The 16,275-nt window shown below is 61.6% G+C and carries 15 protein-coding genes and 1 pseudogene; 6 read left to right on the forward strand and 10 right to left on the reverse strand.

Translation table 11 applies throughout. From position 1 onward, the window contains the following. From FJ972_RS29820 to FJ972_RS29860, 9 genes are all read right to left on the reverse strand, one after another. On the reverse strand, positions 1-1,536 hold the full coding sequence (locus tag FJ972_RS29820; protein ID WP_140523285.1) for a sugar ABC transporter ATP-binding protein: 1,536 nt from the start codon (positions 1,534-1,536) through the stop codon (positions 1-3). A gap of 318 nt (positions 1,537-1,854) precedes the next feature. Further along, the gene (locus tag FJ972_RS29825; RefSeq protein WP_140523283.1) at positions 1,855-2,754 is read right to left on the reverse strand and encodes a polysaccharide deacetylase family protein; all 900 of its coding nucleotides are present in this window, start codon (positions 2,752-2,754) and stop codon (positions 1,855-1,857) included. Between the two features lie 41 nt (positions 2,755-2,795). After that, positions 2,796-3,560 carry a FadR/GntR family transcriptional regulator gene (locus tag FJ972_RS29830; protein WP_224656196.1) on the reverse strand — a complete coding sequence of 255 codons (765 nt, stop codon included), beginning with the start codon at positions 3,558-3,560 and terminating at the stop codon, positions 2,796-2,798. Positions 3,561-3,644: 84 nt separating this feature from the next. Then, a complete protein-coding gene (locus tag FJ972_RS29835; RefSeq protein ID WP_140523280.1) occupies positions 3,645-4,394 on the reverse strand; it encodes an SDR family NAD(P)-dependent oxidoreductase in 750 nt (249 codons plus the stop codon). 29 nt (positions 4,395-4,423) lie between these two features. Next, positions 4,424-5,479: an ABC transporter ATP-binding protein gene (locus FJ972_RS29840; RefSeq protein WP_140523278.1), complete on the reverse strand. Its 1,056-nt coding sequence runs from the start codon at positions 5,477-5,479 to the stop codon at positions 4,424-4,426. Next, complete coding sequence (locus FJ972_RS29845; RefSeq protein ID WP_181165428.1) at positions 5,476-6,411, reverse strand: ABC transporter ATP-binding protein; 936 nt, start codon at positions 6,409-6,411, stop codon at positions 5,476-5,478. Before FJ972_RS29845 ends, FJ972_RS29840 begins: the two co-directional genes overlap by 4 nt. 97 nt (positions 6,412-6,508) lie before the next feature. Further along, entirely contained in the window at positions 6,509-7,519 is a 1,011-nt protein-coding gene (locus FJ972_RS29850) for an ABC transporter permease (protein ID WP_210239621.1), read from the reverse strand. Next, positions 7,519-8,442, reverse strand: a complete 924-nt coding sequence (locus FJ972_RS29855; protein WP_140523273.1) for an ABC transporter permease — start codon at positions 8,440-8,442, stop codon at positions 7,519-7,521. The genes FJ972_RS29850 and FJ972_RS29855 overlap by 1 nt, the downstream gene beginning before the upstream one ends. Before the next feature lie 63 nt (positions 8,443-8,505). After that, complete coding sequence (locus tag FJ972_RS29860; RefSeq protein WP_140560030.1) at positions 8,506-10,167, reverse strand: ABC transporter substrate-binding protein; 1,662 nt, start codon at positions 10,165-10,167, stop codon at positions 8,506-8,508. A 213-nt stretch (positions 10,168-10,380) separates the two neighbouring features. On the opposite strand from FJ972_RS29860, the gene FJ972_RS29865 reads away from it, so the two are divergent. From FJ972_RS29865 to FJ972_RS29890, 6 genes are all read left to right on the forward strand, one after another. Next, positions 10,381-11,358 (forward strand): asparaginase, encoded by a 978-nt coding sequence (locus FJ972_RS29865; protein ID WP_140523267.1) that lies wholly within the window; start codon positions 10,381-10,383, stop codon positions 11,356-11,358. A gap of 79 nt (positions 11,359-11,437) precedes the next feature. Further along, positions 11,438-12,514, forward strand: coding sequence for a tartrate dehydrogenase (locus tag FJ972_RS29870; protein ID WP_140523264.1), 1,077 nt, complete (start codon positions 11,438-11,440; stop codon positions 12,512-12,514). Positions 12,515-12,522: 8 nt separating this feature from the next. Next, positions 12,523-13,692 (forward strand): mandelate racemase/muconate lactonizing enzyme family protein, encoded by a 1,170-nt coding sequence (locus FJ972_RS29875; RefSeq protein ID WP_140523261.1) that lies wholly within the window; start codon positions 12,523-12,525, stop codon positions 13,690-13,692. Then, complete coding sequence (locus tag FJ972_RS29880; protein ID WP_140527984.1) at positions 13,689-13,994, forward strand: hypothetical protein; 306 nt, start codon at positions 13,689-13,691, stop codon at positions 13,992-13,994. Before FJ972_RS29875 ends, FJ972_RS29880 begins: the two co-directional genes overlap by 4 nt. A 52-nt stretch (positions 13,995-14,046) precedes the next feature. Beyond that, the gene (locus FJ972_RS29885; RefSeq protein ID WP_140523255.1) at positions 14,047-14,805 is read left to right on the forward strand and encodes an SDR family NAD(P)-dependent oxidoreductase; all 759 of its coding nucleotides are present in this window, start codon (positions 14,047-14,049) and stop codon (positions 14,803-14,805) included. A 197-nt stretch (positions 14,806-15,002) separates the two neighbouring features. Next, positions 15,003-15,917 carry a polysaccharide deacetylase family protein gene (locus FJ972_RS29890; protein WP_140523252.1) on the forward strand — a complete coding sequence of 305 codons (915 nt, stop codon included), beginning with the start codon at positions 15,003-15,005 and terminating at the stop codon, positions 15,915-15,917. Between the two features lie 86 nt (positions 15,918-16,003). Here the strand turns inward: FJ972_RS29890 and FJ972_RS30320 are convergent. Further along, positions 16,004-16,268: pseudogene (locus tag FJ972_RS30320) on the reverse strand (hypothetical protein); the annotation flags it as partial. Positions 16,269-16,275: the final 7 nt, after the last annotated feature.

The following is a 16,275-nucleotide window of genomic DNA, read 5'->3' on the forward strand; positions in this document are numbered from 1 at the left end:
TTACGCCCCTTGGGCGGCAGGCCGCCGCGACCCGTCGCGATAACCGGATGCCAGCGACAGCATACGGTCCTGTGAGAGATGGTCGCGGCCCAGCTCGCCGGCAATCGAATTGCGGTAGAGAACGAGGCAGCGATCACAGAGCTGAACGAGTTCGTCCAGTTCAGTCGAATAGAACAGGATCGAGCCGCCATCGCGCACGAACGCGCGCATCATGGCGTATATGTTGCGCTTGGCGCCGACATCGACACCGCGCGTGGGATCGAACAACAGCAGGCACCGCGCGCCCGTTATCAGCGCCCGCGCCAGCACCGCCTTCTGCTGGTTGCCGCCCGAAAGCGCGCCGACGTTGAGGGGCAGGAGCTGCTTCGAAAGGTTCACTGCCGGGGTTACCTGCTCCACCAGCCGCAGCTCGGAAGATCTGTTTACGAGCTTGAATGGGCTCACCTTGTCTATCACCGGCAGCGAGATATTCGCCTGCGTGGTGAGATCGTGAAACAGTCCTTCGGACTTTCGTTCCTCCGGCACCAGCACCATGCCGAGCCTACGCGCCGCGCGAGGCGAGCCGACCGAAGTCGCCTTGCCTGCGATCGAGATCGTGCCCTCTCGCAGCGTCGACAAGCCCACCAGCGACTTGAAGAGACTGGACTGCCCGTGACCCTCCAGACCCGCCACACCAAGAATCTCGCCGGGAGCCAGCGAGAAGCTGATATCATTGACGCCAGGGCCGATCAGGTGACCGACCTCCAGCGCCGGCGTGGCGCCGACGCGAACCGCCGACGGCGCCTTCTCCGCGGATTCAACCACGGAGCGACCGGCCATACTGCTGAATATCGCTTCGTCGCTCATGGATTCAACATCGCTTTCCAGCACCTTGCGGCCGTTACGCAGGATAACGCAGCGCTGGCACAAGCGGCGGATCTCGTCGAGCTTGTGGCTTATGTAGAGCACTGACGTGCCGCCACGAACAGCGGCATCGACCAGCTTGAAAAGCCATTCACGGTCGGAGAGCGCGGCGGTCGCTTCGTCGAGCACCAGCACGGCCGGGCGGTGCCGCAGCGCACGCACGATCTCGACCTTCTGGCGCATGCCGAGCGGCAGATCCTCGACCAGCCGCCGGGGCGCGATATCCGCCACGTCATGGGCTTGAAGAATCTCAGCCGCCTCACGCTCGATGTTGCGCGCCGACACCAGACCAAGGCGGTTGAGTGCCGGGCGCGGCAGGAACAGGTTCGCGGCCACTGACAATGTCGGAATCAGGCTGAGTTCCTGGAAGGCGGTTGCTATGCCGGCCAAGCGGGCGTCCACAATGCCCTGCGGCTTGAAAGGAGCGCCGCGCAATTCGATGGAGCCGGTATCAGGTGTGACGACGCCACTCAGTATCTTCACGAGTGTCGACTTGCCGGCGCCATTTTCGCCGAGCAGACCGCACACTTCGCCGGAGCGCATTTCAAACGAAATATCCTCAAGCGCAATCGTGGCACCGTAGCGCTTGGACACGGATCGGAAATCAAGGACGTTGTGCGTTCTATCCTTCATTCCACCTCTTCCCAGTCTTCCCTATTTGGTCAGACCAAGATTGGAGCTAGCACGCCTTACCCGCCATGACAATTAAGAAAACTTGCAAGAAAGCTTGAATTTTCAGCACATTTGGTCTGACCGGAAATGGGTGGTCGAAAAGCAATGCGAAGGGCACCAAATCCACCATCAATTCTGCTGTTTCCAGCAGAATTGACGGGAGCTGCCATCGGCGAGATGACACAGAAAGTATAATCAATCCGATCTATCGGGTCTGACCACTCAAGCGAACCGGGCCGGAGACCGCGCGGCGATCCCGGCATAGTACGCCGAAGCCGCTCAGGATTTGGGACGTGCCTTGCCGCTGCGCGGGAAGCGCTTGCCGAAATCGGCCGCGATCTCTTCCATCTTGACGAACTTCACGCCCTCGAAGCCCTTCATATAGTCATGGAGCCGTTCGTGCATCTTCAGCACATGCGGCTTGCCCGACACGTCGGGATGGATCGTCAGCGGGAACACGGCATAGTCGTAGTTCTCGTAGACCCAGTCGAACTGGTCGCGCCACATCTGCTCGATATCGCGCGGGTTGACGAAGCCGTGACTGTTGGGCGAGGCCTTGATGAACATCATCGGCGGCAGGTCATCGAGATACCAGGATGCCGGTATCTCGATGAGATCGGTCTCCTCGCCTTGCGAATACGGCTTCATCCAGCTGGATGGATGCTTGGAATAATCGATCTTCGTCCACTGGTCGCCGACCGTCACATAGTAGGGGTGATGGTCGTTATGCATCAGCGAGTGGTCGTAGAGCAGCCCCTTCTGCTTCAAAAGCTCATTTGTTTTCGAGCCGAACTCCCACCAGGGAGCGACATAGCCGCGAGGCGCCTTGCCGCAAAGCTTGGTGATCAGGTCGACGCACTTGTTGAAGATGGCCTCTTCCTGCTCGGGCGACATGGCGATCGGGTTCTCGTGGCTGTAGCCATGCATGCCGATCTCGTGGCCAGCGTCCGCCACTTCCTTCATTTCGTCCCAAAAGCTCTCGATGGAATGACCGGGGATGAACCATGTCGTCTTGATCCCCCACTTTTCGAACATCCGAAGCAGCCGGAGGCTGCCGACCTTGCCTGCGAAGGCGCCGCGAGAGATGTCGCAAGGGCTGTCCTCACCGCCGTAGGAACCCAACCAGCCGGCGACAGCGTCAACGTCCACTCCGTAGGATACAAACATTTCTTTCGGCATCTCTCTTCCTTTCGTTGTTCATGTCCCCGGCCGAAGGGCGTCTAGGGTAGTTGCGAGGGTGGAAGACCGGCCCGGCTTCCCGCCATGCTGATATGTTTGCGCATGTAGTAGTTGGCGCCATCGGGATCGCCCATGGCAATCGCCTCCAGGATGCGATCATGCTCCTGCACCGCGAACAGCAGATTGCCCCGCCGCTCGGTGGGCAGGCGCTGGCTCTCCAGCAGCACGCTCGCGAATGTCTGGTGCATGTCCACCAGCAGCTTGTTGCGCGAGATGCGCATGATGAGGTTGTGGAAATCGAAGTCCGTCTGCGCGTAGGAATTGAGGTCCTTTTCGCGCGCCGCGTTGCGAAAGGCGATCGTGCATTCCTTCAGGTCGGCGATCTCCTGATCGGTATGGGTCAGCGCCGCGAGCTCGGCGGCGTAGGATTCGACGATGTAGCGGAACTGATAGACCTCGCTCAGCGAATAACGCGCCGCGAAGCGCCAGGACGGAGTTGCCGGTGCGCCGGAAGGGTCGGCACAAACGAAGCCCCGCCCTCCCTCGCGCGCAACGATCTCGCCGATGGTGGCGAGGATCGACAGAGCCTCGCGCAGCGTGGCGCGGCTCACATTGAGGTCGCGGGCCAGGTCGCGCTGCGGCGGCAATGTATCGCCTGGTCGCAACCTGCCGTCGCGGATCATCGACTGCAAGGCGGCCACCGTTGCCTGGGCCACACCGCCGCTGGCTTCCCGGCGCTCGCGCCGCAGGTCGGGCGGCTGTAAGGCCGCCGTCTTTCCATCATCACTAAGATTGCGTTTCATCATGGCTAGGCCCCAGCGTCAGCAGGAATTGTCGCCACATAGCTAGAACAAGATACATTTGGATGGAACCATTCAGCCCGCGGTTGATCAGAGCATGACATCGCCGCCGTTCGGATTCATGGTCGCGCCGATGTAGTAAGCGCCCTCCTCCGACGCCAGCAGCACGGCGGTGGGAGCGATTTCGTCGACATGGCCGGCGCGGCCGATCGGCAGTTCGCCGAGCTTGCGCTTCTTCCATTCCTCCGGCAGCGCCTTGAATAGCTCCGTTTCGATCGGGCCGGGACAGATGGCATTCACGGTGATGCCGTCGCGCGCCACCTCATAGGCGAGCGAGCGGGTGAAGCCGATGACACCGGCCTTGGCGGCCGCATAGTGCGCCATTTCCGGCGCGCCCTTGTGACCGAGCTGCGAGGCGATATTGATGATGCGGCCGAACTTGCGGGAAATCATCGGCTTCAGCACCGCGCGCGTGCAAAGAAAGACGCTGCGCAGGTTGACGGCCATCATCTGGTCCCACATGCCGGTGCTCATTTCGGCGACGACGGACGTCGTGTCGATGCCGGCATTGTTGACCAGTATGTCGATATGGCCGAGCGCCGCCTCCACCTTCTTGACGGCTGCCTCGACCTGCGCCTCGTCGCTGACGTCGGCCGCGACGGCGAAGGTCCTTGCACCGAAATCAGCAAGGGCGGAGATGCGCGCCTCGGCGGCCTCGAGTTTCAGGTCGAGAACGGCCACGTCGGCGCCCTCGCGCGCGAAGGCCGTGGCAATCGCGCCACCGATGCCGCGTGCGCCTCCCGTGACCAGTGCTTTCTTTCCAGCGAGACGTCCTGACATGCTTGGTTTCCCATTTCCTGGTTGATTGACTATCGTAGCGAAGACGCGAGACCACCGGGCGCCGGCCGGCCGAGGATGCGTTCGGCTTCCTTCATGAACACGTTGAAGGTGTCGGAGGCCGGCACCGAAGCGGCGACGTCCTTGTGGCGAAAGCAATGGACCGTGTGCCGTTCGCCGACCGTCTCAGCCGGCGGCATCTCACGGCGGCAGCGATCGATGACGAACGGGCAGCGCGATGCCAGGAAGCAGCCCTGGGGCAGATTGATCGGGCTCGGGATCTCGCCTTTGAGGCTGACGCTGCTTTCGATCTTGAGATGCGGATGCGGCAGCATGACCGACGACAGCAAACCACTGGAATAGGGATGTTGCGGGCGATTGAAGACCGTTTCGGCGCTGCCCTGCTCAACGATCATGCCGAGATACATCACCGCGACGCGGTGGCTGATGAAGCGCACCGTGGAGAGGTCGTGGGAGATGAACAGATAGGCGGTGTTGCGTTCGCTCTGGATGCGCCGCAGCAAATCGATGATCTCGGCGCGGGCGGTCGGGTCGAGCGCCGAGGTCGGTTCGTCGAGGACGACGAGTTCGGGCTCCGTGACCATGGCGCGCGCTATGCCGACACGCTGCTGTTGCCCGGAAGGCAGCTCGGAAGGATAGGCGTCGAGCAAGTCGGTATCCAGCCGCACCAGGCGCAAGGCGTCGGCCGTGCGGCGGCGCCTCGTTTCGCGGTCGAGCTTTAGCGGCAGGAGCGGCTCGCAGATCGTGTCGCCGATCTTCATGCGCGGGTCGAGCGACTCGTTCGGTTCCTGGAATACAAGCTGAATCTTGCCAGCCAGCTTGCTCTTGTGTTGATGGCGCTGCGCCAGGTCGGTGCCGCGGAAGCGAATGTTTCCGGCGGTCGGCTCGATCAGGCCGACGATGCAGCGGCCGACCGTGGTCTTGCCTGAGCCACTCTCGCCCACGAGCCCCAGTGTCTCACCCGGCTCGATGGTCAGGCTGACGCCGTTGATCGCCTGTACCACCTGCTTGGAGCCGGCAATGGGGAAGCGCTTGTAGAGGTTGTCGATGGTCAGGACGGCGTTCATGCGTGCCTCACGGGGAAATGGCAGCGGACGAAGTGGCCCGGACCGATCTCGGCGAAAGGTGGCCGCTGTGCGCGGCAAACCGGCTGAGAGATGGGACAGCGGTTGGCATACTGGCAGCCGGTGGGCGGTTCGCGCCGCCGGCCAGTGTCCGGCACGCTCCAGCTGTCGCGCAGCCTGGGGCTATGGGAGAAGGCTGCAAGCAGCATCAATGTGTAGGGATGCGCGGGCGCGAGGAAGAGAGCCTCGCGCGGCGCGATTTCGACGATTTCGCCCGAGAACAGCACAGCGATGCGATTGCAGAAATGCGCGGTGATGCCGACGTCGCGGGTGATGAACAGCATGGCGCTGCCATGCTCCGAGGCAAGCTTGGTCAGCAGGGCCAGGATCTGCGCCTGCACCGTGACGTCGAGTCCGCTGGTGGCGTCATCCGAGATGATAAAGGCCGGGCTGCAGATCAGCGCCATGGCGATGACGACGCGCTGCGCCATGCCGCCGGACAGTTCGTGAGGATAGGCATCCATGCGCCGTTCCGGGTCCGGTATCTGCACGTCGTGCAGGATCTTCAACGCCATGCGCCGCGCCTCCTTGCCGCCGACGCCGAGATGGATCCTCGCCATCGCGGCGATCTGGTCGCCGACCTTGAGCAGCGGATTGAGCTCAGCGCGGGGATTCGGCACCACGACCGAGAGACGGCGGCCGCGAAGACGGCGGAGTTCGGATTCGGACAGGCTGAGGATCTGGCGGCCCTCGAAGTGGACTTCGCCGCCGGCGATGCGGCCCGGCGATGGCGGCAGCCCGAGGATGGAGCGGGCGAGCGTCGTCTTGCCCGCGCCACTCTCACCGACCAGGCCAACGATCTCGCCAGGCTGTACTGCAAGGTCGATGCCCTTCAGCACCGCCTTCGGTTCGGCGCTTCCGGACGGGAACGTCACGCGCAAGTTCCTGATGTCGATCAACGGCGGCTTGTCGCCGCCGGACGCGTTGCGCGTTTTGCTTATGATTTCTGCTGCGCCCAATGACATTCTCACATTAATTGCTGATCCGCGGGTCGAGCAGGAAATAGATGAGGTCGACCGCGATGTAGACGATGAGGGAGAAGATGGCGGAGAAGAGCACAAAGCCCAGAACCGGATAGATGTCCGAATTCAGCACACCTTGCACCGCGTATTGCCCCGCCCCTCCCCACGAGAACACGATCTCGACGAGCACCGCACCGCCGATCAGGAAGCCGTAGAGCACGCTGATAATGGTGACGATCGATGGCAACGCATTGCGCAGCGCATGGCGCACGACAAGGTTCTGCGGCACCCCGCACAAAACTTCAAAGCGGCTGAAATCGGAGTCCAGCATCTTCTCCATCGTCGCCTGCGTCATCTTGAGGATGGGACCGGCATTCAGGAGCCCGAGCGTCATCACCGGCAGGACCAGATGCGCGCAGGCAGACCAGAAGGCCTGCAGGTCGCCGGCGAGAAGCGCGTCGATGGTGAGGGCTCCGGTGACCGGCGCCGGCGGTATGACGATCATGTCGATACGGCCGAGAGGCGCAGGCGCCCAGCCGAGCACGGTATAGAAGATGAAGATCAGCACGAGGGCGAACCAGAAGTCCGGTAGCGCACCGGCACTCAAGCCATAGAGATCGGACAGGCGCGCGATCCAGCCGTTTGGCTTGCGCGCCGCATAGACGCCCAGCGTTACCCCAACGATGATAGCCAGGAGCAGCGAAAGCGTGACGAGTTCGAGGGTCGCCGGGAAGCGCTGAAGCAGATCCTCGAGCACCGGCCGCGTTGTCTGCCAGGAGGTTCCCAGGTCGCCATGCAAGAGATTGCGCACATAGATCAGGAACTGCATGTAGAGAGGCTGGTCGAGCCCGAGCTGCTGGCGCAGTGAGGCGATGGCCGAAGGCGTCGCCGTGGGCCCGAGCATCAGCACAGCGGGGTCACCCGGAATGCTCTTCACCAGCAGGAAGCTCACGAGCACAATGCCCAGCAACTGCGGGATCACGAAAATCAGGCGCTTGGCGAGATAGGCCAGGATGCGCATCAGGCGCCCTCCGCCGGCCGGTCGACCCGGCGGCGATGCTCGCGTGCATCGCTCAGCAGCTGCCGGCGCTTGGACGGATCGGCCAGGACCTCGATGGACGCGCCGACCAACGAGAAGCCGAATACGGTGATCGCGAGCATCGCGCCGGGGAACATGGACGGCCACCACTGGCCGGTCACCACGTTTTGAAAGCCCATGGCGATCATGCTGCCCCATTCAGGTGTCGGCGCGCGCACGCCGGCACCAACGAAGGACAGCGCCGAGGTCAGCAGGATGCCCCAGCCGACATTGACCGATAGCTGCGCCAGCACCGGCGCCATCGCATTGGGAATGATGTGGCGCCGAATGGTCTGCATGTCCGACAGGCCATTGACCTGCGAAGCCTCGACATAGCGCATGGAGCGGATGCTGAGCACCTGCGAGCGCATGAGACGCAAGTAGATCGGCGCATTGACGAAGGCTATGGCCAGAACCACCGTCTGGATGCTCTGACCGAGGCTGGCAACCAGGGCGATGGCGAAGACGAAAATGGGAAATGCCTGCAGCACGTCGGCCGCGCGCATGACGGCGAAGGATAGCCACACGCGAATGCCGCGCCCGCTGCTGTAGAAACCAACAACAGCACCGATCGAGCCGCCAATCAGCGCCGACAGGAGCGTGCCCAGTATCGCGATCGTCAGGTCGATGCGGGGCGCGTAGATGGAACGACTGAAAATATCCATGCCGACATTGTCGGTGCCAAAGAGATGGGTGGCATCCGGCGGCTGCAGGAAGCTGGCCGAATCCGCCTCGGTCGGCGAATAGGGTGCAATGGCCGGCGCGAAGATCGCCAGCAGGGTGATCGCGATGACGATCAGATAGCCGATCGCAAATCTCGGCCGGATGACCGCCAGCCTCAGGAGAAGGCTAAGCTTCGAAGACATCTAAGATCTTTCCGATACACTAACTTGTCCCCGGAGGCGGCAGCCTCCAGGGACAAGACCTCATCAGCCGCGGCTGAAATCCTGGAACCGAAGATTATTGGACGTGTAGTAAGTGTAACCCTTGAGGTTCGCCTTACGCGCCAGCGTGTATTTCGGATAAGCAATGAAGCCCCAGGGCGCTTCGTCCATCAACGTCTTCTGCACCTCCGAGTATTTCTGCTTACGCACATTGTCATCAAGCGTGGCAAGACCGTCCTTGATCATCTGATCGACGCTCTTGTTGTCATAATTGGAATAGTTCACGTAGCTTTCGGAGTTGAAGTAGAGGTAGGTCGAGTAGCCCGGATCCGGCGTCCACGGCGAATCCAGATAGAAGATCATCGGCTTGGCGCGCTTGGTGACGTTCTCGTAAAACACGCCGGCCGGCAGCTTCTCCAACGTCAGCTCCACGCCGATCTGCTTTAGCGCGGTCTGGATCAGCAATGCGATCGGCTCCTGCGTCGGGTCGCCGGCGTTGTAGGACAAGGTGGTCGCCAGGTTCTTGGCGCCTGCCTTGTCAAGAAGCTCCTTGGCCTTGGCAAGATCATAGCCGTACGCGAAGAAGCTTTCATCCGCCATCGGGTAGATATAGGGCATCGGCGCCTTCTGCTCGTCGGCATAGCCGTAGTAGATGGTGCGGATGATCTCGTCGCGCGGGATAGCGAGGTTGATGGCACGGCGCACGTCGACATTATCGAATGGAGCGATCTTGGAGTTGAGCTCCAGCCAGATCATGTAGGACGAATTGACGGCATCCACCGCCACGTTCTGCTGCTTCTTCAGCGCCTCCAGTTCGCGCGGCTGCAGGAACTGTGCGATGTCGACCGCGCCGCCCTGCAGCAGCGAGAAACGACTGGCCGACTGCGGCACTTCGCGCATGATGACGCGCTTCATGAAGGGCTTTTCATCCCAGTAGTCTTCGCGCGCCTCGAACACGGCTTGTTGACCGCGCACGAGCTGGGCAAGGCGATATGGGCCAAAGCCAGCACTATCGTTCTTGAGGAAATTGACCGCCCACGGGTCGTCGGAGCCACCGGCTTCGGCGCATTTGGTGGCGTCGTAGATCGGGTTGGCGAGGTTACACTGCTGCTTGAGAAGCAATGGATTTGGCTGTTCGAGATTGAAGGAGACCGCATAGTCGCCTTCCACCTTGATCTGGTCAGGCGTCTTGAGACCGAGCACCGCGGTCTGGAACAGGCCTTGCCCCTTGAGGTTGAACTTGCGGTCCCAAGTCCATTTTACGTCCTTGGACGTGAACTTGTTGCCCCAGTTGGAGACGACACCCTCGCGTAGCTTGAAGGTCGCCTTGCGGCCATCGGGGGCCACTTCCCAGCTTTCCGCCAACCGGCCGCGCAAGGCGAGGTTGTTCGGCTTGTCGGTATGGACGCCGGTATCCTCCCGCAGCACGCCGGGTGCATTGGGATCATCCATCTTCTCATAGCCAAGCATGTACTCGTAGAGCGCACCGAGGGAATCGATGGAGCCCAGGCTGACGTCGAACTCGATGTCGAGGCCCTGGGGCGTCGCGGGCGCCGCGATCACCAGCGTACTGTTTGCGTCCTGCGCGAAGGCTTCCCCCAAGCGGCCGGTCGATGCAGCAAGTGCGGCACCGCCGAAGGCGGCAGTCGTTTTCAGGAACTGACGGCGCGTGGGCGCCAACCGAATTCTGGTAAAATCATCAACCATCTCTCGTTCCCCATTGGTTGCGCGAATACGCTTCGTTATCTTTCCGCTTTTGGACAGACCAAAGAGCGTAACTGACATTAATGGACAAATTGGCCTGACCGTCAATCACAAAAAATGCGAAAAATTCGTGCATTTCATGCACAAAAAAATAGCTTCTTGATTTCTTGGTCTGACCAAATTATTCAACGTCGGGTACGGCAGCGAGGAACCGAAATGCGAAAAATCTGTCTGATGACAACAGGAGGGACGATCGCATCCAAGCTGGAAGCCGAGAGCGGACATGTCACCGCAAGCGTCACAGGATCGGAGTTGCGCGCCATGCTGCACGATCCGCTCGATGGCATTGACATCGCCATCGACGAGTTCTGCAACGTCGGCAGCTATGCCATCGACCTCCCGCTCGGCTTTGCACTGGCCCAGCGGATTTCACACCACCTTCAAGGTGACTTCGATGGGGTCGTGGTGACCCACGGGACCGATACGATGGAGGAAAGCGCCTTTTTGGCTGATCTCCTTGTCGCGACTAACAAGCCGATAGTGTTCACCGGCGCACAGCACGCGGCCGATGAGGCGAACCCCGACGGCCCACGCAACCTCACGGATGCCATCCGGCTAGCCGCGTCCGAAACTGCGCGGGGCCTGGGCGCGATGATCTGCTTCGAGCAGGAATTCCATGCTGCGCGTGACGTGAGCAAGTCGCACAGTTCACGCACCGATACCTTCATCTCCTACGAGCACGGCAAGCTCGGGGAAGTGGACGGCGACCGCATCGTATTGCACCGCAAGCCGGTCCTGCGCCGCACCTACGACGCAAAAGGCATTGTCGCTGATGTCGATCTTATCAAGCTGGTCATGGGGATCGGTGACCGCTACATCCGCTTCGCCGCCCAGGATGGTGCCAAGGCCATCATTCTGGAGGGTTTCGGGCGGGGTAACGCGACGCCCGCCGTCACTGCCGCCGCGACGTCGCTTGTCGCCAATGGTACTCCCGTCATCATGACCAGTCGTTGCCAGCGCGGCCGGGTCAAGCCGATTTATGGCAATGGCGGCGGCAAGACACTCTCCGACGGGGGCGTGATCTTTGCCGGCGACTTGAGCGGCCAGAAAGCACGAGTGCTCGTGGCCGTCCTGCTCGGCATGGGCATCGAGGGCGAACGCCTGCGCCAGGAGATCGAATATTTCGGCGGCTGATGCCCGCTCTTCCACCGCCTGATTTCCGTAAGGCGGCCGTCCATCGCCGCCGTCCCATTCCTGCAGCCGAGGAACCATGATGTCAGCAAAGAAGCACAGGATCGCGGTCATTCCCGGTGACGGGATCGGCAAGGAGGTCGTCCCCGAGGGACTTCGTGTACTGGAAGTGGCGGCAAGGCGCTTCGGCATCGACCTACAGCTCGACCATTTCGACTTTGCGTCGTGCGATTACCATGCCAGGCATGGCCGCATGATGCCGGAGGACTGGAAGTCCCGGATCGGAAACCATGATGCCATCTTCTTCGGCGCGGTGGGCTGGCCGGCCATGGTTCCCGACCATATCTCGCTTTGGGGATCGCTGCTGCAGTTTCGCCGCGAGTTCGACCAATACGTCAACCTGCGCCCCGTCCGGTTGATGCCGGGCGTGCCCTCGCCGCTCGCCAACCGCAAGCCCGGCGATATTGATTTCTACGTCGTGCGCGAGAACACCGAGGGCGAATATTCATCTATCGGCGGCCGGATGTATCCGGGCACGGAGCGCGAGATCGTCATCCAGGAAACCGTGATGTCGCGCGTCGGCGTCGATCGCATCCTGCGTTATGCGTTCGATCTGGCGCAGAAGCGTCCGCGCAAGCACCTCACATCGGCCACCAAATCCAACGGCATCTCGATCACCATGCCGTATTGGGACGAGCGCGTCGAGGCGATGGCCGCCCAATACCCGGATGTCTCTTGGGACAAGTACCACATCGATATTCTGGCAGCCCATTTCGTGCTCAATCCGAACCGTTTCGACGTTGTGGTGGCATCGAACCTGTTCGGCGACATTCTCTCGGATCTCGGACCCGCCTGCACCGGCACGATCGGCATCGCCCCGTCGGCCAACATCAACCCGGAACGCCGCTTTCCGTCGCTATTCGAGCCGGTACACGGCTCGGCTCCGGACATCGCCGGGAAAGGCATCGCCAATCCGATCGGACAGATCTGGACGGCCGCCATGATGCTCGACCATCTTGGTCACGAGGAGGCTGGCCGCGCGATCGTGGAAGCCATCGAAGCCACGCTGAAGAGCGAAGCCACCCGCACCGGTGATCTCGGGGGCAAGGCCGATACCGTCACCTGCGGCAAGGCGGTGGCGGAGGCACTCGAAGGATAGGACCAAGCATGCGCATCGTCGACATCAGGGAAAAGACCGTCTCGATCGCCTCCCCCATCGCCAACGCCTATATCGACTTTTCGAAGATGACTTGCTCGGCCGTCGCCGTGATCACCGACGTGGTGCGTGATGGCAAGCCGGTGGTTGGCTACGGCTTCAACTCGAATGGCCGCTACGGGCAGGGCGCGCTGATGCGCGACCGTTTCCTCGCGCGCGTCCTCGAGGCCGATCCCGAAACACTGATCGACCATGAGAACGACAACCTTGACCCGTTCGCCATCTGGAAGACGCTGATGACCAACGAGAAGCCCGGAGGCCACGGCGAACGGTCCGTGGCGGTGGGCACCATCGACATGGCCGTCTGGGATGCCGTCGCCAAGGTCGCCGGCGTCCCGCTGTGGCGCCTGCTGGCGGACCGTTACCGGGCGGGCGTGGCGGACGAGAAAGTTTGGGTCTACGCGGCAGGCGGCTACTATTATCCCGGCAAGGATCACTCGAAGCTTCAGGCGGAGATGCGGGGCTATCTCGACCGCGGCTACAAGGTCGTGAAGATGAAGATCGGCGCGGCGCCCCTGGATGAGGATCTGCGCCGCATCGAGGCCGTGCTGGAGGTGGTCGGTGGGGGCCAGTATCTGGCTGTCGATGCCAACGGACGCTTCGACCTGAAGACCGCCGTCGCCTATGCCAAGGCGATGCAGCCATACGGCCTGTTCTGGTACGAGGAGGCCGGCGATCCGCTGGACTATGCGTTGCAGACGGAACTGGCGAACCACTACGGTGGGCCGATGGCGACAGGCGAGAACCTGTTCTCGCACCAGGATGCGCGCAACCTCTTGCGCTACGGCGGCATGCGGCCCGACCGCGACTATCTTCAGTTCGACTGTGCCCTCTCCTATGGCCTGGTGGAATACCTGCGCACGCTGGAGGTGATGAAGGCGCTTGGCTGGTCGTCACGACGCGTGGTGCCGCATGGTGGACACCAGATGTCGCTCAACATTGCCGCAGGGCTGCATCTGGGCGGCAACGAATCCTATCCCGACGTTTTCCAGCCCTTTGGCGGCTTCGCCGACGACATCGCGGTCGAAGATGGCTATGTCGGGCTACCCGATGTTCCCGGTGTCGGCTTCGAGAAGAAAGCCGAACTGTTCAAGCTGTTCCGACAATTGCACCAGCCGTGAGCGAGACGCCGGCCGTGCCGAACGACAGTTTTCAGCCTGTCAGGACGTTGCACCCGCCTATGGCGTTGCAGACTGCTTCGGTGACTTCGCGCGTCGTCGCCGCAAGATTGGGTGCGGCGACGCCGACAACCGCAACCTCCTTCGAACTCAGTGTGATATCGGCCCTCATAATGGCCATGCGGAGCAATGGCCTGATCATTCTCGGCATCTCGTGCGAGAAGCAGAAGATCATCACCGGCCTAATTCTCATCCTTGCGGTGTTTCTTTCGCTGGAACACGGCAAGATCGGCGTCATCGAGTGATGCGCCTCATGTCCACAATCGCATCGAACCACGCAGTGTCCGGGAGATCGTCATGACCAAGCCTACCGTAATCATCAGCGGCGCCGGCATCGGCATTGGCCGCGCCACGGCCCTCGCTTTCGCCAGGGTTGGCTACAGAATCTGCGTGACCGACATTCTCGAGACCGAAGGCAAGCAGGTGGCCGAAGAGATCAAGGCGGGCGGCGGGGATGCTTATTTCCGCAAACTCGATGTGACCAGATCGGATCAGGTCGACGACGTCGTGGGGGAAATCGACAAGCAGTATGGCGGCGTGGACGTCGTGGTGGCCAATGCGGGTATCGCCCACAAGGTGCCGCTGGCGCAGATGAGCGATGCCAAGTGGGACATCACAGTCGACATTGACCTAAAAGGCGTGTTCCGGATGGCACGCGCTGCCACGCCGCGCATGCGAGAGCGTCGCAAAGGCGCCATCGTGGCGGTATCGTCGATTTCAGGCATGAGCTATGGCTGGGCCGAGCATGTCCATTATTCCGCCGCCAAAGCCGGCGTTCTGGGTTTGGTGCGAGGCTTGGCCGCCGAGTTGGGCGGCGACGGGATCCGGGTCAACGGCGTCGCGCCCGGTTTCATCCGCACGGCACAATCCCTCTCCGAGGAGCACTCGATGGGTGAAGCGCGGCTGGTGGCTCAGGCTCCTTCCATTCCATTGCGTCGCATCGGCGAACCCGACGAGGTGGCGGATGTAATCCTGTTTCTGGCTTCCGACGCAGCGCGATACGTGACGGGCCAGACTTTGCTGGTAGACGGCGGGCTGACGATCAAACAAGGCTAAACATCATCATGCGTCTGCTTGCTTGTGCAACTGGTCGTCCTTTGTGCCAAGCCAAGGCGCCCCACGTTGCATCCGCTTGGCGGCGGCGTGGTGGAGGTCTATACGTATCGGCCCACTGGTGGTGCGACTGGGTTGACGGCGAGTCACCCTATGAAGCTGATCAATCCAAGTGCGTTCCAAGCCCTTAGGACCGTCGCATGCCGCTGAGCCCTCGCGAACGAATAGACTACCAGGCCATCGTCGATAGACAGCCGCTGAAATTGCCTGACGGCGTCAGGATGCCGGTGTGGCTGATCGTCAATGTCGAACATTGGGACGCGAGGCGGCCGATGCCGCGCACCGTCTTGCCGCCGCCGATGGGCATGCCGATGCTACCCGATATTCCGAATTGGTCGTGGCACGAATACGGCATGCGGGTCGGCTTCTGGCGCATCCACGAGAGCCTGACATCCCGAACAATTGTTCCGACGTTGGCCATCAATGGATCAGTGTGCGAGGTCTATCCCAGGATCGCGCATGCCGCGCACGACGCCGGATGGGAACTGATGGGTCACGGTTGGCTCCAAGGGCCGATGCACAACCTCGAAGACCAGCGCGTTGCAATTCGGCGCACAATCGGCGCGCTGTCCAAGATTTCCGGTAAGCCGCCGGTGGGATGGGAAAGCCCAGGGCTTACGGAGACCTCGGACACGGCCGACATCCTCGCTGAAGAAGGAATTCGGTACGTCGCCGATTGGGTAATGGACGACCTGCCTTGCGAACTGAAGACGACGGCCGGCCGGCTGGTGACACTCCCCTATACGGTGGAGATTAACGATGTCGCAATAATGGCTGTGGCGCAGCACTCGTCGGCGGAACTGCTCGAGCGCGGCAAGCGCCAGTTCGACCGGCTGTATCGGGAGAGCGCGACCTCGCCCCGGATCATGTCCATCAGCGTCCATCCTTATCTTAGCGGTGTTCCGCATCGGATTGGCTATCTGGAGGAATTGCTGGATTATATCTCCTCTCATCGCGACGTGGCATTCTGGACGGGCGAGCAGATCTATAATTGGTACACTTTTGCGCGGCTCCCCGCAGGGTCGGTAGAGCTGTCTGGCACGGCTATGGGTTGAAAAAAGCAAACGCTCGTCTCCACCGAAGCGCAGCATTCTCGTCGATCGGGCTGTTCGGAATGCTATTGCGGAACTGGCGGGCCCGTGGCAGCTTGGGCGAGGCGTATCCGCGCTTTGGTGAGCGCGAATTTCCGTCCGCCTTTGCGGCCGCGTGCTCTGGCGGTAGGAAGACCAGCTGGCGCATTCACGGGTCAGGTCGCGCTCCAACTCGCCAGCGTGGTGAAGACGCAAAACCACCATACGGCCGCTGCGGTCGTGGTGCGATCTACGCACTTTTCCGGCTGGTCAGGCAGGGTTCTTTACCGTATTGGCCAGGTAGGCAAGCGATCGCCCGAGGCAATCCAGCTTATAGTTCCTT

The organism is Mesorhizobium sp. B2-1-1 (assembly GCF_006442975.2).
Classification (GTDB): domain Bacteria; phylum Pseudomonadota; class Alphaproteobacteria; order Rhizobiales; family Rhizobiaceae; genus Mesorhizobium.